Genomic DNA, 23,945 nt, shown 5'->3' with positions numbered 1-23,945 from the left:
TGTGCACGGCTCCTTCCGCGTCCCACCAAGCTGTCGGGTGTGGTCACGGATCGCGCCTTCGGAGTGCGGGGTCGCGCTCGGAGCGTCGGAGGTGGTCTCGTAATTCGCGGATAGGCAGGTGGTCAGAGTGCCATTTCCAGTGGCTGCTGCGGCGGGGCGTCGATGAATACCGGCTGGTTGCGGTGCGGGTGTAGCAGAGGTGCCGCCAGTGTTGCCCAGGGCAGTGCGAGTGAGTCGGTGGGACTGGGGGCCGGTCTCGATGATCTGTCCGCCGAAGGTCAGCCGGTCGACGATCGCGGCGCAGAGCCGCGGTTCGGGGAACGTGTTCGACCAGCCGGAGAACGCCTCATTCGATGCGATGGCGAATCAGCAGGTGGCTCTTGCCGGTGCCGGAGTCACCAATCAGGCAGAGCGGGGTGCCTTTCTTGACCCAATCACAGGCCGCGAGGGTGTTGACCACGGCCGGGTCGATGTTCGGGTTGGTGTCGAAGTCGAACGCCCTCAACGACTTTTCGCGCGCGAACCCGGCGGCGCGGATGCGGCGTTCGGACCGGCGCCGCGCCCGGTCGTCGCATTCGACCAGCAGCAGTTCGGCCAGGAACGCCCGGTAGGTCATCTGGTCGCGGGTCGCGGTGCCGACGATGTCGTTGAACTGCGAGCGGATGGTGGGCAGGCGCAGCATCCGGCAGGCTTGGTCGATGGCGGTGTCGGCGGCCTGGTCTGTCATGCCATGACGGCGTGGGAGCGGGCTGGTCATCAGGAATTCCCTTCGGTGGTTCTCGGTTTGGTGATGCGGAGCAACTGGTCATAGATCGCGACAGAAGGCAATGGTCTGGTGTCCGGGGGTAGTTGCGCGATCCGCCGGGCGGTCAGCGACGGGACCGGATCCGGGTCGGGCTCGTCGAGATCGACCACGCCGGTCAACTTCGGTGCGGCTTCCGTGGCCTTGCGGGCCTCCAACGCGATCGCGTCCGCGGTCAGCGCCCGCGCCCGCAGGGCGGCGTCGAGGCCGGCGACGACCTGATCGTGGGGCATATTTCGGTGCAGCAGAAGCACTTCGATGATCGCGCGGGTGCCGTCGCGTTCGCCGTGGGCTTTGCGGACCGCGGCCCACCAGGCGTCGTGGCTCTTGGTGAACTTCCCAGTCTGGCGGGCTTGTTCGGGGGCGGTGGCCCCGGCCATCGCGCCGGGCTTGCGGATCAGCGCCTCGAGGTAGTGGTCGAGTTCGACGCAGGTCAATGCTTTGCCGATCAGGCGTTCGTGGCGGGCGATCTCGGTGCGGCCGTCGTAGACGACCAGCCAGGACGCGTGCAAAAGGATCCGGACCGAGCGGCCGATGAAACGGATCGGGACACTGTATTTGTCCGTCCTCGCCGCAACCATCGAGTAGCGGTCGACCCGGGTGGCCAGCCACGCCCCGGTCTCGAACTCCTCGACCGGCAACCGTTTCAGCGTCGGCACCTCGACCTCGAAGAGCTCCCCGATCGTGCGGGCCCGCGCCCCAGTCCTCCGACCGAGATCCTCGGTGTCCCATTGCTCGACACGCGCGTTCAGCTCCTCGATCGACTCGACGCGCGTCCTGTTGACTGAACTACCCGACCGGCTCGCTCCGATCCGCCACCGTAACTGCGACCGCGCGGCTATGTTCCGTGCTCGTGTCTGAAGCAGGGGAAACGCCAAGGGATTTGGATGTGCTTGTGGTCGCCCGAATCGGTTCGGTCGCCGCGACCGGCGATCCGTGGGAGCCGTATCGGGTCCTCGATCCGGCCGGTGAACCGATTGCCGCGATAGCGACGTATCTGGCCGAGTTGCAGGCCGGCGGCCGGTCGGCGGCGACGCGACGGTCGTATGCGATGGACTTGTTGCGATGGTTCCGGTTCTTGTGGTCGGTCGACGTCGGGTGGGAGCGAGCGACTCGGATCGAGGCGCGGGATTTCTCACGGTGGATCCAGTTGAGCCCGAAACCGGTTCGGCCGCATTGGCGTTCGCCGAGCAAGCCGCCGGTGGTGAAACCGGCGGTGACCAATCCGGTCACGGGCAAGCGCTCCCCGGGCCGCAACTACGCTCCCGCGACGGTCGCTCACTGCGAGACGGTGCTGCGCGGCTTCTATGCGGTTCATCTTGAAGCAGGCACGGGTCCGCTGGTGAACCCGTTCCCGCTGGCAAGGGCCCGGCGGGAGCATGCGCACCACAACCCGATGGACCAGTTTCCTCGGCAGCGTTCCGGTTTGTATCGTCCTCGTCAGCCGCAGCGGATTCCGCGACAGATCCCTGACGAGGTGTTCAACGAGCTGTTCGCGCGCCTGTCCAGCGACCGCGACCGGGCGTTGGTGGCGTTGTGGGTGTCGACCGGAGCCCGCGCCTGCGAACTGCTCGGAGTGCTGCGTGGCGGCGCGGATCCGGGACAGCAGCTGATCACCGTGGTGCGTAAAGGTTCTCGGGCGATGCAGCAGTTACCGGCCTCGCCGGATGCGTTCGTGTGGTTGCGGCTCTATCAGCATCAGATCCACGATCTTGTCCCGGCCGGGGCGGATGACCCGTTGTGGTGGACGCTGCGGCGCCCGTTACGGCCGCTGAACTATCACGCCGCCCGGGCAATGTTCGGCCGCGCCAACGAGCAACTCGGAGCGAATTATTCGCTGCACGATCTGCGGCATACTGCGGCTTATCGGCTGGCTCGCGACCCGGACATGCCGATCACCGACGTCCAGTGGGTCCTCGGCCATGCCGCGCTGACCACGACCCAGATCTATACGACCCCGACGCCGGCCGACGTCATCGATGCGGTGCTTGCCCACCATCAGCGTCGAGGCCAGACGCTGGAGCAGCGGCCGGAACCGCCGGTGTTGCGGTATCGGCAGGAAAGCTTGGATGTGTTGTTCGGTCGGAGGCTGTCGTGACCGTGCTGACCGCTGCCGGGAAGGTATCTCGGGCCGGCGAGCTCAGCGGCGAGGCGAAAGCCTTGGCGCTGAGGTTTCCGGCCCGTTCTGTTCCGGTGAGCTGGCCGCGCAGCCGCCAAACCCGCGCTGCGGTCGAGGCCCGGTTGCTGAAATGGCCATATCTGGTGGCTAAAGGGGCAAACCGCTGCCACCGGACCAAGACCCTGCAGGCGGTGCTGGACTGGCTCGAACTGTTTCCCGGCGCGTCCTGGCAGGAGCGCTGGGAAGTCAGCGGCGCTGGACGAGACGGCCGCCTCGACTGGCGTGAACAACTGGTCGCCGACCTCACTGCGGCGGGCTTGATGGACCAGCACCGTGACTATGTGCGAAAAGCGTTGGGACACGGAATTGTTCAACTGATATGCGGTGATTACGTCCGCCCGTCGTTGCGGTGGCTGCTCACGACCTCATGCCCGCTGCGGATCGCCAACGAGATGGCGCGCGTTCGTGATCCGGGCGGGTTCGCCGAACTGGAGGCGGTCAGAGCAGCCAACTCGCTCGGTGACGCGACGATGATCCCCGCTATCGAAAAGGTCGCAGTCATCATGGCCGCCAAGGGCGGCCGGGTCGCCGGCATCACCGTCGGGGACTGCCTGGAAGTACTACGGATCGCGCGGGAGGAGTTCCCCGGCCAAATGCGGGCCAGCCGTCACAGTCCGGCCTTCTATCAACTGCTGCACTCGGTCGGGACCTTCCCGGCCGACGCCCCGGCAACGGTGCGGATGTTCAGCCGGATGTTCGGTGGTCGGCTCACCGTCGAACAACTCGTCGACCGATACGAGATCACCAGCCGCCCGATCCGGGACTTGCTGGTCGACTACTTGCGTGAACGCCAGCCAGGCATCGACTACAGCACCTTGTCCGGCCTGGCGATCACGTTGGCCCTCACCTTCTGGAAGGACATCGAACGCCATCATCCTGGCGTCGACTCCCTGAAGTTGAGCCCCGCCACCGCCGCCGCCTGGAAGCAACGGATCCGAACCCGCACTATCCGCTCGACCACCCCAGCGGGCGTCGTCACAGAAACCACTGTCGAACGAGACACCGCGGCCGATGTCCTGATCACCGTGCGCAGTTTCTATCTCGACCTGGCGCAGTGGGCCTTCGACGACCCCGCCCGCTGGGGCCGCTGGGCGGTTCCCTGCCCGATCCGCGCCGACGACGTCCAGCACCGCAAAATGGTCTCGCGCCGCAAAGCCCGCATGGACCAGCGCACGCGCCAGCGGTTACCCGTTCTTCCTGTTCTCATCGAATCCGTCGACCGCGAACGCAACGTCGCCGCGGCCCGGCTCGATGCAGCAGCGAAAACCGAACCAGGCCAACAGTTCACCGTTGACGACACTACCTTCCTGAGACCAGTGCTCAAGAGGCCATCGCCGCGAATCTGGGCCGACGAAAGCGACACCGGCCTGCGCCGCGATCTCACCCGGGAAGAGGACAACGCGTTCTGGGCGTGGGCGGCCGTGGAAGTTCTGCGGCTGACCGGCGTCAGGGTCGAGGAACTCAGCGAGCTCACCCACCACAGCCTCGTTCAATACCGCACCCCGAAAACCGGCGAACTCGTTCCGCTGCTTCAGGTTCCACCGTCCAAGACTGATCAGGAACGGCTGCTCGTGATCGCCCCGGAACTGGCCGACGTGCTGTCGGCGATGATCTGCCGCATCCGCAATACCGACGGCAGTGTCCCACTCGTGATCGCCTACGACCAGCACGAGAAGATCTGGAATCCGCCCATGCCGCTGTTGTTCCAGCGCACCGTCAGCCTGGAAGCACGACCGATCCCGGTCAGTGGCATCCGCGGATTGGTGACCGGCGCGCTGGCCCGCAGCGGCATCATCGATAATGACGGATCCCCGCTGGAATGGGCTCCGCACGACTTCCGGAGGGTCTTCACTACGGAGGCCATCATGAACGGCATGCCACCCCATATCGCCCAAATTCTATTGGGGCACAAGGACATCAACACCACTATGGGATACAAAGCCGTTTATCCAGAGGAAGCCATCAACGGCCACCGGGCGTTTATCGCTCGGCGACGACAACTCCGTCCGACCGAAGAATACCGACAACCTACCGACGACGAATGGAATGAATTCCTCGGCCACTTCGAACGCCGCAAACTTGCTCTCGGCGACTGTGGGCGAGCATGGGGAACCAGCTGCGTCCATGAACACAGTTGCGTCCGTTGCCCACTACTTCGCGTCGACCCCCACCAGCGGCAACGTCTCATCGACATCCGGGACAACCTCATCGCCCGCATCGCCGAAGCCGAACGGGAGGGCTGGACCGGTGAGGCTGACGGACTCAGGGTCAGCCTCACCGCCGCCCGAGACAAACTCGCCCAAGCCGACCACACCCTTGAGCGGCGAACCAGCACAACCGCCCTCGGCATGCCCGGCTTCCACGATCTCGTCGGACGAACAACAGCCCACCGGCATCAGACCGACTAACAGTGAATTCTCGTGACTATCAGGCAAATCCGGCAATTCCATAGTTCAGAGAAGGGACGGGGACGAAGTGATTGCGTCGGTAGTAGCCGATCTGGCCCTCGACACCGCCCTTCTCGTGCGCCCCCTCGATGCCGGGGATGCAGTAGAACGGGTCGTCGATGCCGTAGTGGCTGGGGAACGCGGTCCAGCGCTCAGATTCGGTTCTGGCCTCCCCAACCCGAGGACCTTGGCAACCGCGGGTTTCAGATTGTCATAACGGATCTTGCCGTGTGGGACCCCGCCCAGCTGCGTGAACGCGTGCACGTGCCCCTCCAGGAACGCTTCCTGCCCGCCGGAGGCGAACACCCACTGAACCGAACGGCCGGAGCAGGACATTCGCAGCGAGAACAGATAGAGCACGACCCGGGCCCCGCGCAGCTCCACGGTCACCTCGCCGAAATCGACCTCGGCCTCGTCGCCAGGGCGGTGGGTCTGCGAGGTCGGTGTGCTTGTGAGTCAGCCTGTTTCGCTTCAGCCCTGCTTCCTCGGCGAGGCTGATGATGTCGAACGTTTCACCGGGCGCGGTGGCCTCGGCAGCGGCCAGTTTTTCTGCGGCCGCGCGGCGCTCGGTGTTGGCGGAGGCGACGAGAGTGGGCAGCACAGGGAGTCGTTCGCGGGTGCGTTGATTCATGCGGGACTTGCGGCGCTGCAGGGATTTTGTTCGTCTTATCTCTTCGGCGCGGATCGGAGATGGTGCCGCCCACGGGCCCCAGCGGGTGGGTTCTTCCATCGCCCATTGGGCGATGTCGAGATAGAACGCGCGAACCATGGCCAGGGTGGACAGACCCGACTCACGGGTCAGGATGCGCTGCTTCCAGGCCGCGGCGACCTCGGGTGCCAGCCGCAGCGAATCGATTCCTGGGGGGTGGTGCTCGAGGTCGGCCCAGAACAGCTTGCCGAGCGTGCCAGCCAGGCACTGCAAGGTGACGTAGTCGACCGTGGGCTGGCGTTCGCGCAGGTAGTCGACCAGCAGATCGCGTATCGGCCGGCAGATCAAGTGACAGCGGTCGATCAGATGCTCGGCGCTGCTTTGTCCGCTGGTGCCGAACACCCGGCGTCATCGGCAGCTGGCGTGCCATCATAGTTGCGAACATCGTTAGCAGAAGTGTACGCTCGCGACTGCGAACGCTGTTCACGGTTGGCTGGAGGTTCTGGTGAACGACATCGAAGCTCACCGCACCTTGGTGGACCGGGTGACTCTGCGGGTGCCCGCCGGTCGAGTCCACGCCTTGCCCGGACCGGACGGTTCGAGGATCAGTTTTACTGCTGCGGCGTTTCTCGCTATCCCGGGAATCTTCGATGTGATCGCTCACGGACAGACCGGGACTTCCACGAGTAGTGGCCCCAACATCGACGTGCTCGATTGGATGAATGTCCGTTATGCCGAGGGTGCGCCAGCCAAGAATTATCTGCTTGTCAGAGACGACGGCAACATTATTCCACCCGGACAACATAGATGCCTTGCACGCGGTGATGAATGGGAGCGTTCGTCAGAGCTCACGGACAAGCAGCAAAGGATAGCGAGTACAGGTCACTCTTCCGCATGGATAGCGGGGAAGGTGAGATCGTCATGCTGCCGAAAAAATGAAAAGTTTAATGGGTAGTCAATTTTTATATACATGGATGTGACGGACCCGAGCAGTGGCTCGGGCGCGCAATACGGAAAGCGAGGCCGGCATGATGCATCCCGAGACGGCAGCTGCGCTGGAGTCGGGCCGGGCACTGGGTTATGCCGTCGATGACATGGAGGAACGGATCGACAAGATCCGTGCTCGGCGGCCGTCGCGCACCTCCAGGGTGATCCCGGAAGTGGATGGGGTAGGTCGGCTCACCGACCTGTATATCGCTCCCGGGACGATAGCGAGCATGGCTCGCCAGGAGTTGGTGGCTGAGATCATGGGAGCGATTCGGGAGAGCACGATTGACGCTCTACGGCAGCACGAAATCGCCGTCGAGACGACAACCTGGCCGCAGATATCGTGGCCGCGTTCTGAGTGGTCGCTCCCGGAGAGCGACGACGTGGCGGATTCGGACGCATCAGGCGACGCCGGATCCGAGTCCGGTAAAGGCTTCTGATCCCGATCGAGCGAGGCGGTCGGTTGGTCGGTCATGGATGCGGCGCGAGAAAGCTGCCATTATTTATCTCAAGAGGAGAAAGAGTTCGTCGACATGGACAATATTTTCAGTCATGATCCGGAAGCGGCGCACAAGATACGCGACGGCCACTACGGTTTTGTCGAGCCCTATCGCGAGCGGGCGAAAATCGATCCCGACCTCGTGCGCCAACTCGAGGATCAGCTCGGAAACGCGGCCTATGCGTTTACGGAGTGTGCGAAGCATAAGTTTCTCCCTGCCCATGAGTCAGGTTGGACCTCTTTAGCTGATCAGGAGCAAAGTCTCGGCGACGGCGTGCATATGGCATCAGGTGAACTCGTGAACACCGATGGCGATGGAGGTGCGTCGGTTCGGCGGAGTGCGCCAGATGCGTGACGCTCTGGTGATTCGATAGGTATCTGGTCGGGAGGATTCGGGATGGCCGTTCCAGGCTCGCGAATAATGCGGCGTCAGACGTGTGATCGGGGGGCGTACTGATGGGCAAGGGAAAAGAATACGAAAGTCTGAATCCGGGTCAGAGCCTCCATGAAGACGATTGGCTGATATCGCCTGGTCGCCAGTTCGAGTTCCGGATCGTCGGCGGTAAGCCGACTATCCGGCACGTCCAATCCAAAGAGCCCGTCTGGGAAAAAGGTCTGGACGGCGCAAAGGTCGATAAAATCGACTTCGGGGAAATAGGGATAGGCCGCATCGATCACAAGCTCGTATTCAACGATCATAATGGCGACGGCAAAGAGATCTGGAACGCGGGCGCTGACCACCAAAAGAATCGAGGGGATGGCTGGGATGAGAAATGGCATAATTGGGAACAACGGAATATTTCCAAATGGTATGATTGGGAAGGCGATGGCCAGCCCGAATCGAGTCAGATGGTTCTGACTGACAATGGCAAGCTATTAATTCTCAAAAACAAACTGGACCAAGATTGGGGAGATCTCGGTCCAGAGGATAAAAACGTTCTGTGGCAGAGCGGCCGAAGCGGCAAAGATGCCGAAGGCAACCCCCTTGATAATAGTCCCGAAAGAATCGCCGAGCTAAAGTCCAAATGGGACAAGAAGCGGGATCCGGAAGTCGGCGACAAGGCATCCGAGTTCCTGCTGAGGATTGATCCGCCGGCCAAGGCTTCGGAGAATCTGAAAAATTTCATAGCCGTCTGCAACGATGGGCTCGCCTACCTCATGCGTCAAATGGGGACAATGGAGAAGGTGGTGTATAAGGGTAAGGATAAATTTGGTGGGCTGAAGCCGATATCTGGAGGTAAACCGCTGAACTTGCTCTCGAAGGGCGAGGATGAGAATCCGTGGAATGATTTTCTGGAGAAAAAATTCCTCACCGACATGTCAATGGGGAGAGGTGCAACCGACGAAAGTCATGCAGCGGCGGCGGGGAGGCTGAAAAAATTGGCGAAAGGGTGGCACGACATGGACTTCGAGTTCAAACAAGTCACCAGCAAGCTTAATGAAGACAATATTCGCACATACAAACTGATGTATAACAAGATTCAAGATGCTCGCGAAGCAGTTCGGGCCAGCCTCGTAGAAAAAGATAAGGGTAGACTTGAGCCCGGTTATAAGTCTAAATTCGATCAGTTCGGAATCCAGAACTTAATCGAAGAAATGCCCCTCTATCCTCTGCTTGGGAAGACGGTGCGAGAATGTGCAACGCTGGTCGCCAACTATGCCAAGCAGTCTGAGGAACTCGCGGAGTACGGGCTGAAGTTATCGGATTATGGTTTCCCGGGTTTGAAGGACGGCAAGGACGGGAAGGGCGGGAAGGACGACACGGGCGAGAAAGGCGACAAGAGCGATAAGGGCGGGAAGGACGACACGGGCGAGAAAGGCGACAAGAGCGATAAGGGCGGGAAGGACGACACGGGCGAGAAAGGCGACAAGAGCGACAAGGAAAAGCCCGCCGCAAAGACCACCCCTCCCCCTACGACCATCACCCCTCCCCCCTACACTCCGCCGCCGACGCAGACTACTCCCACGCCACAAGACATGTTCCCGAGTCCGGATTCGAACCCCACGTTGGACGATCTTGGCCTGGGAACTATGGACAGCACGGATTCCCCGACCGGTACCCCGCCAATTGCGGACAGCACTAGCGGCGATACCCCGTTGGGCACAGACCTTCGTTCTCTGATCCGGACGGCGACGCAGGATGCCGGAACCGGATCGACCGTTGCGCCCAGCGCCCCGCAGCAACCCACGAATAGCAGTGGCGATGCTATGGGGCAGATAGGGCAGATGATGGCGATGAATGCTCTCAACCAGAACCGGGTTCCCGGCGATGACAGGGGCTACGAAGACAGAGAATCGCGTGAGGACCGGCAACGAGAACGGGAGCGGAACCGCGCAGCCCAGACGGCCACACCGAATCCCGCGGCCCAGACAGCTCCTCCCGGCGTGGTGGCGCCAGCCTATGTGGGTTCTCCGCCGCCGGTGACGACACCGGGCGCGATGGTGGATGTCCAAATCGGCGAGAATACCGTGAAGGCGTCGCAGCCGGTGGCGGAGGCTTTGCAGAAGCAGGTGCAGAACACCGCCATCGATGCGATGTCCGCGTACCGGGGAACTGCGGGTGAGTTGTCAGCGGATCATCCGCCCGCAGTGATCAATAGTCGTGACCCGCAAGCGTTTAATACGGGCGATATTATTCAGTGGGAGAGACATAACGCGCTGATCGTCAAGGAATCTAACCAATTATTTGTCTTGGACAACGGCCAGCTCATTCCCTTTGATCCCGGCAAACCTCCGCTGGAGGAAAAGTACGGGCTTTGCACGGGCTACGCCCACCCGACCGGCCTGGATGGCGCCGCCGGTGGCGACCCCGCACTCGCGACGGCAGCTCCGCCGACCGTGGCCGCACCGAAGCAGCCCGCCGGTCCGCCGCCGGTTGGGCCACCGCAGATCTGACCGGCCGGACCCGTCAACACAAATCTCGTCGACCGGGTCAGACGCGGAGATCAACGACCCGGCCGTAGTTTTGGTTTTTTGGTCGGAGGCGGCTGGCGAAGGCCCAAAGATATTCTTCGAGAAGAAAGGGAAACCATGGGGATTTTTGATGGCATACGTGAAATCGCTAGTGATGTAGGCCATATCGCGAGTGATGGAGCTGACTCCTTGGGCGATTTGGGGCGTTTAGCCGCTGATGCCGCACCTGCTGCGCTACCCGTCGCATTTACCGTAATGTCCGCTTTGCCGGGAACTAATTTGGCCGCAGGCCTCATAGGCGGCGCAGCAACTGTTGTCGATGGTATCGCCGATGGAGAGTTTAAAATCACCGACTTTGACGAAGTGGCTACCGGGTTTCTCGTGGGCGGAGCTCTGACTGCTATTGGCGGCCCAGTTGGGCGAGGGGTTGGAAGAAGACTGATGACGCGCGCTGCGAGAAGGGCTGGCAACCAATCTCAGCGCACCATTTCCCATCAGGTCGAGCGCAGGCTCGTTGCGGGGGGACGTGGAGCGGGGGGTCTTGTCGCGAGCGGGCTGGTGAGCCCATCCGGCCCATCCAGCTCGAATGCAACAGGTCCTGTTCCTCTCGTCCCAGTGAATCCGACTGCGTGAGCGGTGGAAGACGATGTCGAAGGCATGGCCTGATGAATTGCCGCGATTGTTTATGCCCGACCCGGATAAAGTTGATCTCTCCCCGTCGGTCCAAGATTATTACGAGGGACCGCAGGGGCTCGCTGTGAGCCTGCGTGAGCATTATTTGAGTACGGGTGAGAAGTCCCCGGAGGAACCGCCGGATCTGAAGCCGCCGAAGCTGCACATCGAGTCGGGCGACAAACAGTTCAGTGGTATCGAGAATTATGAAGTCAAGAAGGAGAAGCTCCGGATGACGGGGGTCAAACTCTTGGATTTGTACGGCGAGGTGCCGGATCGGACACGCAGGTCCGCTGAGTATTCCAAGGACGTGAGGGTGTGGACGTCAAAATTCATCGAGGATCACAACGCTGCTATAAGTAAACCGCCTCCGGACGGTGTGAGTTACGATGAGAACTGCATGAATGAAATCACCAAGACGATCGACAACTTGAATGCGATCATGGCCGACGCAGTGAAGGGCCAGAAGAAAGAAGCAGACGAGATCGAGAAGCTGGCGCAGCAGGTGGAGAAGCTGACGCAGCAGTCGGAAACGCTGACGCAGCAGGTGAAAAAGCTGAAGAAGCAGGTCGGGGATGAGGGCGACCCGCGGCCCGGGGAGCTGGATCCAAAGGATCTGGGCGTGCCGAAAGAGCCCGGTATGCCGTTTGACCCGGGCATCCCGTACGACCCGAGTCCTTCGATGGATCCACGCCTGCCGCTGGATTCGGATCCGGACCTGACGGAAGATCCTGGTGCGTCGCCGTATCGGAGCGATGTGGATCTGGATCCGCAAGAAGCGGTCGCTGGACCGGCGGCTCCAGCGGCGACGCCTATTGGCTCGGCGATGGGCTCCCGAGACGACCAGACAACGGGGATTAACCCTTGGATGATCCCAGCACTGTCCAACAGCATGCAACCCGGCGTGCGCAACGAGCCGGATCCGGACAGGCTCCCCCGCGACGACGAAGCAGTCGCGCCGTCGCCGATTCCAGCGGTCACCGCAGCTCCTGTGGCGACGCCAGGGAGCCAACCCTCCGCTGGCGCGGTGCCGAATCACAGCCAGCCGATCGGGCCGAATGTCACGTCCGCGCAGAGTGGGCTGCCGACGCGGACGCCCGCGCAGGACGGGAGTGGGGATAGGTACTACCCGTTCCCGGACCGGCCCAGACAGTGGGTTTCCGCCGTGGTTGCTCAGGCATTGGATGCGGCTTTCGGCAACGCGAGCGGTACCGATGCGAAAGCCGCGTACGCGAATACGTCGGCGAAGTGGTCGGACAACAAGCAGATCGATCCGATCGACCCGTACCAGTTGATGACCGGCGATGTCGCTACGTGGGAGAACGATCATTCCGCGATCGTTGTGGTTTTCGGTTCCTTCGAGGGCGGCCCGCCGGAGGTCGTCGTCAACGGGCAGCTGCGGACGTTCGCCGCGGAAATGTCCGACAGCGCAGGAGACTTCGGCGCGTTCGCCGGATTCCGCCACCCACGCGGCATCGAGCCCACCACCCCCGCGCCGGATTCGGCCACCCCGGCTTCGTCACCCGCGGATGCGTCGGCTGCTACCGCAGCGTCGGTGGCTGCTGCGCCGGCGACCTGACGCCGGCGGCGTGGCACCGGCCGATTTCGACGAATAGAAGGACATGGCGTGGAGTCGCCGGAATCTCAGATCTATTCCTCTCCTCTGTGAATCGAGCAAGAAGGTAATACCAGTGACACGAACAAATAGCGGAAGGCCGGGTAAGGCGCGGCGTGCAACGAACAGTGTGGCCGATCGGATGAATGCGGCGACACCGATCGGCCCGGATCCCGGTGTGGGGGAGAACCATTCCGCCGGGCATGCAGGCGCGGCGCCAGATGCCGAGCGCCGGGCCGGAGCCATGCCGGGGACAGGTGTGGTTGGGGCCGAGGCCGGGTCGTTCCCGGGACCGGGTTTGGACTTGCTGGTGGGGACGATTCTGCCGATGATCGCGCGGCAAGCCGAGATGCGGCGTCTCGCCGATCAGGATCTGAACCAGCGACGGGCGGAGTTCGGCGTGTTCACCGGGTTCGACCACCCGCACGGCATCGAAGCGGCCGCAGAGCAGAGGCAGAGCAAGACCGTGACGGGCGGTGCGCAGACGCCCGGCGGTGACTCCGCGGGTGCAGCCGCGCCGATACGCGCGGCCGAAGAGTCCTGATCGGCAGGGGTAATGATGACGCTCGATGCCGGCGGAAGCGATTGTGCACGACCTGCGTAACGCCGCCTCGAACGCAAACGCTCCACTGCCGCTGCCATAAGCGCTGATCACGCCCTCGGGCGACGAACACTATTCGGTTGAGGTGCAATGGCTACCATGCGCGGAGCACCGTGTGCGGACCTCATCGCACGATGCCGAACAGCAGTGCTTCGACGCCGGCCCGGAACACGGCGTCATTGTCGACTGGTGCGGTCTCGGACTCGGCGGCGGCAAGCAGCCTGGTCAGATGGGGGTAGTCGCCGTGGGCCAGCATTGCCGGAGGGTGGTCGGACGCATCCATGACGGGGGTGGAAAACCCCGCTGCTTCTACCCCGGTGAAGGTGCGCACCCACCCCGACAGGAGGCTGACACCCATCATGGTCGCGTTGGCGTCGAGTCCCGCCGAGGCCAAGGCGCCGACCATACGGTCGAGGAATCGTATCGAATTCGGACCGAGGTTCGACGACAACGAAGCGACCTCCCCTAAGCCCTCCCTCAACCATGGGTGCCGTTGATGCAACGCCCGCGCCTGGTCCAGCATGGCGAAGACATCGGTGCGCACGTTCCCGGTCAGGGGTGGGTAGTCGTATTCCGCGGCGACGTGGTCAACCATGAGCGCGATCAGGTCGTTCTTGCCGTCGACGTACCGATAGAGCGAGGCCGCGGCGGTGCCGAGTTCGTCCGCGATGCGGCGCATCGATAACGCGCGCAGCCCGTCTAAGTCGGCGAGCCGGATACCCACGTCAGCGAGCTGGTCCAGGGTGTAGGCGGGGCGCGGCCCCGGTTTGGGGTTGTCGCCTCGCAACCACAACGAGGTCGAGGAAGCAGCGGATGTCATGTCAGTCAGCATGCCACCACTCAGAGTTGCGAACACCGTTGGCAAACGTTCGTTCAAACTTTGTTCATGGTTAGTGGGAGGTTCTGGTGAACGTGAATCGAAGCTGACGCACCGGCCAGGCGAGGTGATGGCCTCACCGATGCGGGTGACGGCACTGACCATGGCGGTCTTCGGATCTTCGCCCGCACGCAGCCGCTCGCGGTGGCGGAACATCAGGAACGGGATGTAGTCGGTGCCGACGCCGAACAGCACGACCACCAGGATGGCGTTGATCGAGGCGTCGATCTGCAAGTCGAATGCCTTGGCTACCATGGCGATCAACCCATTGACTATGCTGGAGATCGCGCCGATGACGACGATCGGCAGCAGTGCGATCACCGGGCTGCGGAAGATGACCAGCAGGAGCACCAGAATCAGCACGATGGTGGCGACGCCGATGATCGCCATGCCCTTTTCGCTGGATTCCTGCTGGTCCAGCACCTGAGCCGCCTGGCCGGTCATACCCGCCTTCAGGTCCGTGCCCGCCACGCGCTCTTTCAGTTCCGCGCAGCGCCTTGACCGCGTCACTCTGCGTGGTGTCGTTCGGATTGGTCACCTTGGTCGTCTGTACGGCAATGATCTGGATCAGCCGGTTCTCCGACGGCGGCGTTGCCTGGATCGCGGTGACGTCCTTGATCTGCTCGCCGAGCAGTTCGGTGCCGATCGCGACGACCGAGGCCGAATCGCCTTCGGTCAGCGGCGCCCCGTCGTGCCGGGCGAATACGATGATCGCCGCTGGCGCGGAGCTCTGCGGAAGCGCCTCCTGCAGCATCTCCAACGCCTGGATTGACTCATAATACGAAGGCAGGAAAGTGGATTGATCGGTCGTTGATTTGAGTTCCGGCGCCGAAGCCACCACCGCGATGGCGAGCAGCACCCACAGGCCGATCACCTTCCACGGATTGTGGACCACCACGGCCCCCAGTCGTGCGAATATCTACGCAGAAGTCCTTTCCGGACTCGTAATTACCTGGAGTAATTCAGATTTCGAGATCCCGTGAGCTCGGCATCGAGCCTGGAGGTCGACGGGCCCGCGGCTGCGCGAACCTATTCAGATCTTCGAAGCTCAAATGCAAGGTAGAACCCCGACCTGCACATCACAGGATCGGTCTTTGCTACATCTCGGTGCCCAACCGGCTGTCAACGCCGTATATCACTTGACCCAGGAGCGCATGAGTACTTCACCGCCGGACACGCGAGGCCTCACGCAACATCGGGCTGTCAATGGTCGAACGGGTGGTCACGCGGTCGGCCGTTCTTATGGTGCCGGAGGTAGTTCGACTTCTGCGGAATCTACATTTTTTCGAGGGTGCCCACGGTCGGGGGAGGAAGTTCATCGACCTGTTGCTGTGTGCGTCTCGCTATCCTCCGCATTGCTTGTTCTGCGATTGCGAGGTCTGGCTTGGAATTCGTGATCTGGCCTGCTGGAAGTGTCGACATGTCCGAATCAAGATCGGCTATCAGGGCCGAAGCGATAGCGGTGATCTCAAGTTTTCCCAGCTCGATTAGGTCGGAAATCTTGTCCAGGTGCGCCGCCATGCCGTAGCAGTACAGGACATGATGGTGTAGATCTGCGAATAATCGGATGTGCAGCTGGGCGATCGACCTGTCGGTCCGGCCGGAGGAGTTCCGGGCAGAATACTGATGATAGATATTTTCATGAATTCGCGCCATGGCCTCCAAGCGTTCGCCGATGTCTATCCATGCTTCCGAGTATTGGCGCAGTGTGCTCTCGTTACCTGCGGGGAAGAAGCTCGACGCGAGGGCCGCTGCTCGCTCCATCATTCCTTCGTGTGACTCTGGTGTCATGGCGACACTCGACTCCCGTTTATCAGCGTTGGCTGGAGTGAGGTCAGGTAGCGTTTTCCTCACCAGCCTGGTGCGGTTGTATGATTCGATCACTACCACTCCAGTCAACTCCATTCGAGTGATCGAAGTGGAGCCTGTCTGCAGATCTTCACGATTCTTTCAGGTCTCGAAATGGCGATTGCGGTGCCGTGGAAACATCGCCACCGGATTTTCGAATGGTGTCGAAGACCTCGACATGTGCGTCGTTTATCGCATCAAAAAGTGAACATCGGTCGGTCCTGTCGGTTGTCCCGACGGGCGATTAGAGTGATCTGGCTCTCGGATGCGTTCCTCAAAAATATTCTGAATCTACTGCCCGGTGATGCGACGCACCACTTCCCCGGCAATGGCGAACGCGACGAAACCGCCGTAACCCTGCATCGACCCCGGTCGGAAATATGGACGCTGACGTGCGACACGTGTTGCCAGTATGCGCACGGTGGGTCTCGCTCGAACTGTTCAGTCCGAGCAGATATGGACCTGGCCATGAGCATCCGCAGATCCACTCCGTCCATTGCGGCGCCTGAGCTATATCGCCTGGTCAGCGCCGCGGCTTCAATGACGGTCACCAAACCTCCCGCTAATTGTGAACAACGTTCGCAATTGCAGCATAGATGTTTGCTAACATGGTTCGCAACACTCCAGTAGTGGCATGCTGAATGGCATGACACCCACGGCTTCCTCGACCTCGTTGTGGTTGCGAGGCGCCGATCCCAAACCGGGGGCCGCGTCGCACCTACACCCTGGACCAGCTCGCGGACATGTGCGTCCGGCTCGCCGACGTGGAGGGGCTGCCCGCGCTATCGATGCGTCGCATCGCGGAGGACCTCGGGACCGCCGCAGCCTCGCTCTATCGGTACGTCGACGGCAAAACGACCTACTCGCGCTCATGGTGAACCGCGTCGCCGCGGAATACGACTACCCGCCCCTGACCGGGAACGTGCGCACCGACGTCTTCGTCATGCTGGAGCAAGGTCGGGCGTTGCATCGACGGCACCCATGGCTGTGGGAGGGCTTAGCTTAGGGGAGGCCGTTTCGTTGAGCCCCGGTCCGAATTCGATGCGATTCTTCGACCACATGGCCGGCGCCTTGGCCCAAGCGTGGCTCGGCGCCAACGCGACCATGATGGGTATCGCCCTGCTGGGGGCGTGGGTTCGCAACTTCGCCGGGCTGGAAGCGGCGGGGTTTTCCACTCCCACCATGGGTGAATTCGACAACATTCCGACTATGCTGGCCCACGGTAACTATCTGCATCTAACCGCGCTGCTCGCCACTGCCGGGTCCGCGACTGCACCAGTCGACAATGGTGCGCTGTTCCGAGCGGGGCATCGAAGCACTGCTGTTCGGTACCGTCCCAGGCGGTGGTCGGCCGAGCGCGGGCTTGGGCATGCCGTTCCGCTCTTGCCGTGCTCGCGTCTCCGGAAAGTGATCGCGCGGGTGGTGGATTGCGCTGCTGGGCGATGGCGAGTTGTGGGTGGCACTCCCGTAGTCATGGTCGTGGGCGCTGATGGCTGCGCGGCGACCGGCCTGGTGAACCAGCCTGCATAGGTCAGCAGCAGGCCGATCACAGCCGAGACGCCGAAGAAGATGTGGTCCGGATGCCTCGGATCAGCGTGGCACTAGGCCGGTATCGATGGTAGTGAAGACGGAGTCGGCCAGGGATCGCACATGTGCGGCGGGGATTTCACCAGTCGCGATGAACGTGGCCAAGCCCTGCATGACGCAGCGCATCGTGAGCATGATCGCATCCACTGAAGGTCCACAGATCGCACCCGCACGCCATGCGTCCCCGAATGCTCCTGCGAAGGTGTCGCCCACCGAACCACGCACCGCGGCCAACTCTGGGTGGGCGTCGCCATCGGTGACCGTTCCGCCGAACATCAGCTGGGACAGGGCGGGCTCGGCGGCCACAAACTCCAGGTAGCGGTGGCCGATGGCGTGCAGCCGTGGCAGTGGGTCATCGACATCGATGGCGGAGAGGGCTTCCTCCAACTCTCCGAACCCCTGAGTCATCACAGCGGCGAGCAGCGCCTCCTTGTCGGCGAAGTGCCGGTAGGGCGCCGCTGCGGACACTCCCGCCCGCGTCGCGGCTGCCCGCAGCGTCAGCCCCGCGACTCCTCCCTCCTGCACCAGTGCGCGTCCGGCATCGACCAAGGCCCGGCGCAGGTCTCCATGGTGATATGCCTTGCGCTTCGATGTTGACATCGTTTACATTACCTTCCCGTCAGATGTTAACGAAGATTACATTCTTCGATGGAGGCGAGTTCATGTCCCACCGCATCCACTGCGCACGTCAGCGGGTTCCAGGAACCACGCCATCATCAGATAGTTGCGAACGTTGTTAGCAGATGTATATTCTGCATCTGCGGACGATGTTTGCAATGGACGCGAGCGCCGGGGCCTGCTCGACGCCGAGTACGAGCGGATGCGCAATGAACAGGGGCAATGTCCGCTCCGGCCCGACCTCGGAAGAGTCCGATTCTGCCGTCTACGGCGCGGCGGACCCGGGCGGTGGCTCGGGCGAAGGCGCAATACGGAAAGCGAGGCCGGCATGATGCATCCCGAGACGGCAGCTGCGCCGGGGTCGAGCCGGGCACTGGGTTATGCCGTCGATGACGTGGAGGAACGGATCGGCAAGATCCGTGCTCGGTGGCCTTCGCGCACCTCCAGGGTGATCCCGGAAGTGGATGGGGGTCGGTCGGCTCGCCGACCTGTATATCGCTCCCGGGACGATCGTGAGCATGGCTCGCCAGGAGTTGGTGGCCGAGATCATGGGAACGATTCGGGAGAGCGCGCTCGACGCTGTGCGGCGGCACGAAATCGCCGTCGAGTCGACTACCTGGCCGCAGATGCCGTTGTCGCGCCCTGAAACAGAGCAAGTGCTCTGTTATAGTGACGGCATGCCCCGCCCCCGGATGCACGACCCCGACACCGTGCTCGACGCAGCGGAATCACTGGCCGTCCGCGGCGGCCCCGCCGCGGTCACCACGCGTGCGGTCGCCGCTGCCACCGACATCTCCAACGGCGCGATCTACCACACCTTCGGATCGCGCGCGGAACTGCTCGGGCGCACCTGGTTACGTGCCGCGCGCCGCTTCCTCGACCTGCAAACCACGCTGGTTCAGACGGCGCTCGGCAGCCATGACGAGGTCGAAGCCGTGGTCGCGGCCGCCGAGGCGCCCGCGATCTTCGCCGAGCGGCATCCGGACTCGTCGCGGCTGCTGCTCGCCGTGCGGCGTCAGGAGTTGCTCGGCGAACTGCCCGAGGGCCTCGCCGCCGAACTCGCCGTGACCGACCGGATGCTGGTCGAGCTGATGATCCGGCTCTCGCAACACCTGTGGCAGCGCGGCGACCGCCGCGCCGTCGACGCGATCACCCTGTGCCTGGTCGACCTGCCCACCGCCGTACTGCTGCGCCGCGAGCGGCTCGCCGATCCCCATGCGCGGGAATACCTCCGCGGCGCCGTGCGGGCCGTGCTCGCGGTCGGCCCGCCACCCTGACCATCCTCATCCCCTACCCCCTATCAAGGATCCACCATGTTCGTCGGTCCGGTCGGCACTCCCGGGGGGGGTGATGCCGTGGCGGATTCGGGCGAATCGGGCGATGCCGGGTCTGAGTCCGGTGAAGGCTTTTGATTCCGGCCGAGCGAGACGGTCGGTTGGTTCGGTCATGGATGCGGTGTGAGAACGCTGCCGTTAGTTATCTTTCGAGGAGGAAGGGTTCGTCGATATGAGCAATATTTCCGGTCATGATCCGGAAGCGGTGCACAAGATACGCGACGGTCACTACGGCTCTGTCGAGACCGATCTCGAGCGGGCGAAAGTCGATCCCGACTATGCGGCCGACCGCCATGCGCGGCTCGGTAACGCGGCCTGTGCGCTGATGGAGATGTATTCTTTCTTTCGATGTTGACATTGTTCACATTATCTTCTCGTCAGATATGAACAATGACAACTTTCTTCCGGCAAAGGTGAGTCATGTCCCACCGCATCCACAACCTGCACTGGCGAGCGCTTCCGGCAACTCCCGAAAATGTATGGGCCACATTGACATTGCTCGGCACCGACAATGACCCGCTATACCCGCCGGAGTGGGGTTGGGTGCGCTTTCCCGACGGTCTGCACTCGGGCGGCAGGATGGTCCAGTACAACGGCGCGGGCCCGATCAGCTACCGCATTACAGAAGTCGAGCCACCGCGGCGGCTGTGGTTCGGCAAAATTCCCGGCCTCGACGGAAGTCACGGATATGTCCTGGAGCCCGTCGACGGAGGCACTCGGATCAGCCACATACTGACGGCCGAGCCACCGATCATCCCGTACCTCCTGTGGACAGTGGCGTTACGCCACACCCACGACGCTATCAGCGAGCGCATCTTGGACAACCTCGAGTTCCTCGCCACCGGCACGATTGCCGATCCATGCCGTCCCCGATCGGGTGCCCGAATCATAAAACGACTACTCGGGAACCGGTCCACGAAAGTCGCTCCGCCTCGGGTCTCGACCGCGTGAAGCCCGGGCCCGGCCACCTGTGCGGCCGATTCGGGCCTCCGGCGGCGTGGCGGGGTGAAGGTCGAGCGTCCACGAATAGTTGCGAACGTTGTTAACAAACATATATGCGAATTGCGAATATTGTTCACAATCGGAGGTCTTGGTGGGCTGTTGCCGACCCGGCACATCGAGTTGTGTGGTGAGAGCACATCCGGCGAGGCGACTACACCGCCGCGCCGTCGAGATCACGTCAGGACGGTCGAGTGCCTGACGGAATCCAGCTGCTGCGCTGAAAGGCTTGTCCGACAAGGAGTTCGGGTCCGTTCCGATGTTTCGAGGAGGGTTCAGATGGAGAAGGTCACCTTCACCGAGGAAAAGGCGACCATGCTCGCCACGCTCTACAGCAAGGTGCTCGACAACCGGCTGGCGAACCCGATACTGGGCGATCAAGCTGCCGAGGACGCACAGTGAGCACCGCGGCGGCATAAGCGCCGACATGGTGGCCGTGAGTTGCGGCCTTGCGCTGCAACGTGTTCAGGTCCCGCATCGCGTAAACGGTCCGCTCGCTGGGCAGATCGGCAGGGTCGGTGTGGCGGCGGCCCGGCGCGACGACCGGATGAACCTTGACCAGCTCACCACGGAAATACAACTTCACCGTGGCCGCGTCGACGCGGGCGGTCAACCGTTGCCCCACCAACTCCCCGGGAAAACTGTAAAGAGCCCGGTTCAGCTGAACATGTCTATCGGGTGCGACCTTGGGATGTGCCCAGGTCGGGATGTCGAACGCGCCCTCGGGCACCGGTTTCAGCTTCGGCGCCTCCTCAGCGGCGAACACTTCGGCCGGGCGTAGCCGGGTGGTGCCGTGTATCCTCATCCCCGCGGTCTCCCGGCACCACCGCTCGGCTCTGATACGGCAGTCCTCGAGGTCCCGGAACCGTTCTCCGGCAAAGAAATTCGAGCGCGCATAAGGAACACAGCGTTCGACGCGGGGCTTGTCCTGAGGGCTGCGAACACGGGCCGGATCCACCACGAAGCCCCGGGACTCGGCATACTCACGGAACGAGTCGTTCAACCGCGGATCGGTTGCATTCGCCTGATCGACGATCGCCTTCAGATTATCCGGGATCACGGCGGCGAACACACCGTCGAAGAACACCCACGCGGCCTCGAACCCCGCGATCACATCACCCAGGGTTTCGCGGTAGGTCGGATAGACGAACATGTGCCGCGAATACACCGCGGTGAAGATCAGCCCCTTCACCACCCGCCGCCACCCCTCGATATCGGTGAGGAAACCCAACCGGCCGAAGTCGATCTGCACCTCCTCGCCCGGCTCGCAGTCTGCCACCCGCACCGTGGTGCGCCGCTTGCCGAACCCCAATTCCGTTGCCGCGTAACGGTGCAACGTCCGATACGACACCACCACCCCGCGACGGCCGAGCAGGATGTGCACCTTGGTCAGGGTCAGGCCCTGATCCAGCCACCCCTGTATCTGCTCGCGCTGCCCATCGACGGTCTCCCACGCCGCGCTGCGCCCATTCGAACGTGGGCCTCGCCGGACCCGGCGATCGCCGCCGACAACAACTCATCGGTCAACTGCCCGACACCGCCGTCGCGGTCCAGACCGCACGATTGCGCCCGCTCGACATACCGTCTCACGGTTTTCCGGTCACTGCCCGATAGCCGGGCGACCTCCCGCAATCCACGACCTTGCAGCCATAGCCGCAGGATCTCCCTGATCTCGATCACGCTGACCTCCCGGTAGCTCATACGCCAAATACAGCGGCCGAGCGACCGGACACCCATCAACCACGCCCGGGTGGTCCCATACCGTGGCAAAACCGCCAGGTGGTCCCATCAGCGTGGCAAACGACGTGGTCCCAAGCTGCCTGGCTAACCGGCTACAAAGTGGTCCCTTGCTCCTGGCAGCCGACACCGTGGAGCCCGATTTGTTCGAGCAGCTGCCGAAGCTGCAGGTAGCGCAGATCGATCAGTGATCGGTCTCCTATGTGCAGGAGGTCGAAGACGTAGGTGGCGGGGGTCGAGGCGGCTAGCGCGGCTATCGCGCGTGGGTTGCGCTGGTGCATTCGTGGCTGCAACGCCCGAAAAGACGGTCGTCCGTCGGCGAAGACGACGATCTCGCCGTCGATCACGTACTGCGGATCCGCCGGTGCCAGACCCGACAGTTCCGGCCATGCCGCGGTGATGTCGTTGCCGTTGCGGGAGATCAGCGTCAGGCTGTCGGTGACGTAGGCGCCGGCTCGGATGCCATCAAATTTCACCTCGTAGGCCCAGTCGGCATCATCGTTGGGCAGCGTTCCAGGCGCCGCCAGCATCGATGCATACCGCGGAAGCCTGCTCACCGCCTTGTCGCCGCCATCGCCAACCCTTCTCGGGGTACCGACATTCACCGGCCAACCAATCCGATCGTACCGACCGGTTCGTAACGGTTGAATGTCGGACTATGCACGGCAGACACGATTGTCAGCGTATTCGCAAGCAAATACCGACCATCCGGTATGGTTCAAAAGTCTCTCAGCTGTGCAATTCGAAGTAAGCTCGCTGATCCACGTAGCCCCGGGGAGGGGTGAGTGCGTTTCGCATCGTCGAGATCGGCGTGGATGGTGACCCAACCAAAGCCATCGTCGAAGCTGTCGCCGACACGCCGGGAACCTACCCGTGGCCAACCGATCTGACCTACGCCGTTCCCGCCGAACAACCGTAGTGATCTCCCCTTTTCCACCACAGCTTTCAGATTTGGTCGTGGCCTGTCGGTGCTGGACGTGCTGATGCGCGGCCCTCAACGGTGCCGACTGGGTCGGTGATTTGTTCCCGCAATTCCTGGCGGCTGGGCTCGGCAGGCATGTGGCGAGCATGCTCGGGTTGCTCGGTCGGTGCGGCGGTGGATGCCGGTGAAGCGCCCGGCGAGGGTGTGCCGCGGTGTGAGCGGCCAGCGATGATGAGCTGGCGGGCTTGTTTGGTGCTGATCTCGAGCAGGTCAGCGACGTCGTCGTCGGTTTGACCGTGGTCACGGATCACCGCTGCGGCCTCGGCTTGGTCGCCGCGGTGGCGGGCGATTTCCTGCGCGGCGCGTGACTCGACATCGCTGATCTGCTGTCGTAATGCCTCGATCTCATTGTCACGCTTGGCTTCACACGCGGTGATCGCCTGCCAGTCTCTGAGATAACGCTTCACTGCCTCCTGGATGTTTCGCTCTCGCTGACGTGCCAGCGCTCGACGTTCCCGGATGCGGGCACGCGAGCGTTCCAATCGTTCAACGACTTCCGGGGAACGATCCGTCCGCGGCGAGCGCGGCGGGCGACGCGACGACATGGCGGCCTCCTGATTTTCGGGCCCGCCTGCAAATTCTCCCGCCATTCATCCTAC

The 23,945-nt window shown here is 62.7% G+C and carries 24 protein-coding genes and 1 pseudogene; 15 read left to right on the top strand and 10 right to left on the bottom strand.

Annotation, left to right across the window (positions count from 1 at the left end):
* Positions 1 to 210 precede the first annotated feature (210 nt).
* Positions 211 to 757 (bottom strand): annotated as a pseudogene (locus tag OIE68_RS00605) (ATP-binding protein); the annotation flags it as partial.
* A complete protein-coding gene (locus OIE68_RS00600) occupies positions 757 to 1,461 on the bottom strand; it encodes a Mu transposase domain-containing protein (protein ID WP_327097417.1) in 705 nt (234 codons plus the stop codon). The pseudogene OIE68_RS00605 and the gene OIE68_RS00600, both read right to left, overlap by 1 nt.
* Before the next feature lie 194 nt (positions 1,462 to 1,655).
* Here OIE68_RS00600 and OIE68_RS00595 point away from each other — a divergent pair, with 194 nt between their 5' ends.
* The gene (locus tag OIE68_RS00595) at positions 1,656 to 2,900 is read left to right on the top strand and encodes a site-specific integrase (RefSeq protein ID WP_327097416.1); all 1,245 of its coding nucleotides are present in this window, start codon (positions 1,656 to 1,658) and stop codon (positions 2,898 to 2,900) included.
* On the top strand, positions 2,897 to 5,389 hold the full coding sequence (locus tag OIE68_RS00590; RefSeq protein ID WP_327097415.1) for a tyrosine-type recombinase/integrase: 2,493 nt from the start codon (positions 2,897 to 2,899) through the stop codon (positions 5,387 to 5,389). Before OIE68_RS00595 ends, OIE68_RS00590 begins: the two co-directional genes overlap by 4 nt.
* A 250-nt stretch (positions 5,390 to 5,639) precedes the next feature.
* Here OIE68_RS00590 and OIE68_RS00585 read toward each other — a convergent pair whose 3' ends face one another.
* Complete coding sequence (locus OIE68_RS00585; protein WP_327102058.1) at positions 5,640 to 6,479, bottom strand: hypothetical protein; 840 nt, start codon at positions 6,477 to 6,479, stop codon at positions 5,640 to 5,642.
* A gap of 103 nt (positions 6,480 to 6,582) precedes the next feature.
* On the opposite strand from OIE68_RS00585, the gene OIE68_RS00580 reads away from it, so the two are divergent.
* From OIE68_RS00580 to OIE68_RS00555, 6 genes are all read left to right on the top strand, one after another.
* Positions 6,583 to 7,032: a hypothetical protein gene (locus tag OIE68_RS00580; protein WP_327097414.1), complete on the top strand. Its 450-nt coding sequence runs from the start codon at positions 6,583 to 6,585 to the stop codon at positions 7,030 to 7,032.
* 37 nt (positions 7,033 to 7,069) lie between these two features.
* Positions 7,070 to 7,504 carry a hypothetical protein gene (locus tag OIE68_RS00575; RefSeq protein ID WP_327097413.1) on the top strand — a complete coding sequence of 145 codons (435 nt, stop codon included), beginning with the start codon at positions 7,070 to 7,072 and terminating at the stop codon, positions 7,502 to 7,504.
* Positions 7,505 to 7,537: 33 nt separating this feature from the next.
* A complete protein-coding gene (locus OIE68_RS00570; protein ID WP_327097412.1) occupies positions 7,538 to 7,918 on the top strand; it encodes a hypothetical protein in 381 nt (126 codons plus the stop codon).
* A 101-nt stretch (positions 7,919 to 8,019) separates the two neighbouring features.
* A complete protein-coding gene (locus tag OIE68_RS00565; RefSeq protein WP_327097411.1) occupies positions 8,020 to 10,458 on the top strand; it encodes a hypothetical protein in 2,439 nt (812 codons plus the stop codon).
* Positions 10,459 to 11,122: 664 nt separating this feature from the next.
* Complete coding sequence (locus tag OIE68_RS00560; RefSeq protein WP_327097410.1) at positions 11,123 to 12,727, top strand: hypothetical protein; 1,605 nt, start codon at positions 11,123 to 11,125, stop codon at positions 12,725 to 12,727.
* 112 nt (positions 12,728 to 12,839) lie between these two features.
* The gene (locus OIE68_RS00555) at positions 12,840 to 13,307 is read left to right on the top strand and encodes a hypothetical protein (protein WP_327097409.1); all 468 of its coding nucleotides are present in this window, start codon (positions 12,840 to 12,842) and stop codon (positions 13,305 to 13,307) included.
* Between the two features lie 181 nt (positions 13,308 to 13,488).
* Here OIE68_RS00555 and OIE68_RS00550 read toward each other — a convergent pair whose 3' ends face one another.
* Positions 13,489 to 14,712, bottom strand: coding sequence for an MMPL family transporter (locus tag OIE68_RS00550; protein ID WP_327097408.1), 1,224 nt, complete (start codon positions 14,710 to 14,712; stop codon positions 13,489 to 13,491).
* 86 nt (positions 14,713 to 14,798) lie between these two features.
* Here OIE68_RS00550 and OIE68_RS00545 point away from each other — a divergent pair, with 86 nt between their 5' ends.
* Complete coding sequence (locus OIE68_RS00545) at positions 14,799 to 15,020, top strand: hypothetical protein (RefSeq protein ID WP_327097407.1); 222 nt, start codon at positions 14,799 to 14,801, stop codon at positions 15,018 to 15,020.
* Positions 15,021 to 15,516: 496 nt separating this feature from the next.
* Here the strand turns inward: OIE68_RS00545 and OIE68_RS00540 are convergent, their stop codons facing one another.
* Positions 15,517 to 16,146, bottom strand: a complete 630-nt coding sequence (locus tag OIE68_RS00540; protein WP_327097406.1) for a hypothetical protein — start codon at positions 16,144 to 16,146, stop codon at positions 15,517 to 15,519.
* A gap of 686 nt (positions 16,147 to 16,832) precedes the next feature.
* Here OIE68_RS00540 and OIE68_RS00535 point away from each other — a divergent pair.
* A complete protein-coding gene (locus OIE68_RS00535) occupies positions 16,833 to 16,967 on the top strand; it encodes a TetR family transcriptional regulator (RefSeq protein ID WP_327097405.1) in 135 nt (44 codons plus the stop codon).
* Positions 16,961 to 17,095: a hypothetical protein gene (locus OIE68_RS00530; protein ID WP_327097404.1), complete on the top strand. Its 135-nt coding sequence runs from the start codon at positions 16,961 to 16,963 to the stop codon at positions 17,093 to 17,095. The genes OIE68_RS00535 and OIE68_RS00530 overlap by 7 nt, the downstream gene beginning before the upstream one ends.
* Positions 17,096 to 17,679: 584 nt before the next feature.
* Here the strand turns inward: OIE68_RS00530 and OIE68_RS00525 are convergent.
* Positions 17,680 to 18,276, bottom strand: a complete 597-nt coding sequence (locus OIE68_RS00525; RefSeq protein ID WP_327097403.1) for a TetR/AcrR family transcriptional regulator — start codon at positions 18,274 to 18,276, stop codon at positions 17,680 to 17,682.
* Positions 18,277 to 18,971: 695 nt separating this feature from the next.
* Between OIE68_RS00525 and OIE68_RS00520 the strand changes: the two genes are divergently transcribed.
* The 3 genes from OIE68_RS00520 to OIE68_RS00510 all read left to right on the top strand — a co-directional run bounded on the left by OIE68_RS00520 (position 18,972) and on the right by OIE68_RS00510 (position 20,579).
* Positions 18,972 to 19,571 (top strand): TetR/AcrR family transcriptional regulator, encoded by a 600-nt coding sequence (locus tag OIE68_RS00520; RefSeq protein ID WP_327101543.1) that lies wholly within the window; start codon positions 18,972 to 18,974, stop codon positions 19,569 to 19,571.
* A 229-nt stretch (positions 19,572 to 19,800) separates the two neighbouring features.
* Complete coding sequence (locus tag OIE68_RS00515) at positions 19,801 to 19,983, top strand: hypothetical protein (RefSeq protein ID WP_327097402.1); 183 nt, start codon at positions 19,801 to 19,803, stop codon at positions 19,981 to 19,983.
* Between the two features lie 65 nt (positions 19,984 to 20,048).
* Positions 20,049 to 20,579: a hypothetical protein gene (locus tag OIE68_RS00510; RefSeq protein WP_327097401.1), complete on the top strand. Its 531-nt coding sequence runs from the start codon at positions 20,049 to 20,051 to the stop codon at positions 20,577 to 20,579.
* A gap of 343 nt (positions 20,580 to 20,922) precedes the next feature.
* Here the strand turns inward: OIE68_RS00510 and OIE68_RS00505 are convergent, their stop codons facing one another.
* From OIE68_RS00505 to OIE68_RS00495, 3 genes are all read right to left on the bottom strand, one after another.
* Positions 20,923 to 22,038, bottom strand: a complete 1,116-nt coding sequence (locus tag OIE68_RS00505; RefSeq protein WP_327101542.1) for a Mu transposase domain-containing protein — start codon at positions 22,036 to 22,038, stop codon at positions 20,923 to 20,925.
* On the bottom strand, positions 22,023 to 22,328 hold the full coding sequence (locus OIE68_RS00500; RefSeq protein ID WP_327097400.1) for a helix-turn-helix domain-containing protein: 306 nt from the start codon (positions 22,326 to 22,328) through the stop codon (positions 22,023 to 22,025). The genes OIE68_RS00505 and OIE68_RS00500 overlap by 16 nt, the downstream gene beginning before the upstream one ends.
* A gap of 131 nt (positions 22,329 to 22,459) precedes the next feature.
* A complete protein-coding gene (locus tag OIE68_RS00495; RefSeq protein ID WP_327097399.1) occupies positions 22,460 to 22,894 on the bottom strand; it encodes a hypothetical protein in 435 nt (144 codons plus the stop codon).
* Positions 22,895 to 23,145: 251 nt separating this feature from the next.
* On the opposite strand from OIE68_RS00495, the gene OIE68_RS00490 reads away from it, so the two are divergent.
* Positions 23,146 to 23,283 (top strand): hypothetical protein, encoded by a 138-nt coding sequence (locus OIE68_RS00490; protein ID WP_327097398.1) that lies wholly within the window; start codon positions 23,146 to 23,148, stop codon positions 23,281 to 23,283.
* A 26-nt stretch (positions 23,284 to 23,309) separates the two neighbouring features.
* Here OIE68_RS00490 and OIE68_RS00485 read toward each other — a convergent pair whose 3' ends face one another.
* Positions 23,310 to 23,753, bottom strand: coding sequence for a hypothetical protein (locus OIE68_RS00485; RefSeq protein WP_327097397.1), 444 nt, complete (start codon positions 23,751 to 23,753; stop codon positions 23,310 to 23,312).
* Positions 23,754 to 23,945: the final 192 nt, after the last annotated feature.

This window comes from Nocardia vinacea, assembly GCF_035920345.1.
GTDB lineage: Bacteria > Actinomycetota > Actinomycetes > Mycobacteriales > Mycobacteriaceae > Nocardia > Nocardia vinacea_A.
This window is presented reverse-complemented; position numbering and strand designations above follow the sequence as displayed.

What these genes read in the sequence shown, in the direction of transcription:
- OIE68_RS00570 (WP_327097412.1), top strand. Translation starts at nt 7,538, where the DNA reads ATGGATGCGGCGCGAGAAAGCTGCCATTATTTATCTCAAGAGGAGAAA.
- OIE68_RS00565 (WP_327097411.1), top strand. Translation starts at nt 8,020, where the DNA reads ATGGGCAAGGGAAAAGAATACGAAAGTCTGAATCCGGGTCAGAGCCTC.
- OIE68_RS00560 (WP_327097410.1), top strand. Translation starts at nt 11,123, where the DNA reads ATGTCGAAGGCATGGCCTGATGAATTGCCGCGATTGTTTATGCCCGAC.
- OIE68_RS00545 (WP_327097407.1), top strand. Translation starts at nt 14,799, where the DNA reads ATGATCTGGATCAGCCGGTTCTCCGACGGCGGCGTTGCCTGGATCGCG.
- OIE68_RS00540 (WP_327097406.1), bottom strand. Translation starts at nt 16,146, where the DNA reads ATGGAGTTGACTGGAGTGGTAGTGATCGAATCATACAACCGCACCAGG.
- OIE68_RS00535 (WP_327097405.1), top strand. Translation starts at nt 16,833, where the DNA reads ATGTGCGTCCGGCTCGCCGACGTGGAGGGGCTGCCCGCGCTATCGATG.
- OIE68_RS00530 (WP_327097404.1), top strand. Translation starts at nt 16,961, where the DNA reads ATGGTGAACCGCGTCGCCGCGGAATACGACTACCCGCCCCTGACCGGG.
- OIE68_RS00525 (WP_327097403.1), bottom strand. Translation starts at nt 18,276, where the DNA reads ATGTCAACATCGAAGCGCAAGGCATATCACCATGGAGACCTGCGCCGG.
- OIE68_RS00520 (WP_327101543.1), top strand. Translation starts at nt 18,972, where the DNA reads ATGCCCCGCCCCCGGATGCACGACCCCGACACCGTGCTCGACGCAGCG.
- OIE68_RS00515 (WP_327097402.1), top strand. Translation starts at nt 19,801, where the DNA reads ATGAGCAATATTTCCGGTCATGATCCGGAAGCGGTGCACAAGATACGC.
- OIE68_RS00510 (WP_327097401.1), top strand. Translation starts at nt 20,049, where the DNA reads ATGTCCCACCGCATCCACAACCTGCACTGGCGAGCGCTTCCGGCAACT.
- OIE68_RS00500 (WP_327097400.1), bottom strand. Translation starts at nt 22,328, where the DNA reads ATGAGCTACCGGGAGGTCAGCGTGATCGAGATCAGGGAGATCCTGCGG.
- OIE68_RS00495 (WP_327097399.1), bottom strand. Translation starts at nt 22,894, where the DNA reads ATGCTGGCGGCGCCTGGAACGCTGCCCAACGATGATGCCGACTGGGCC.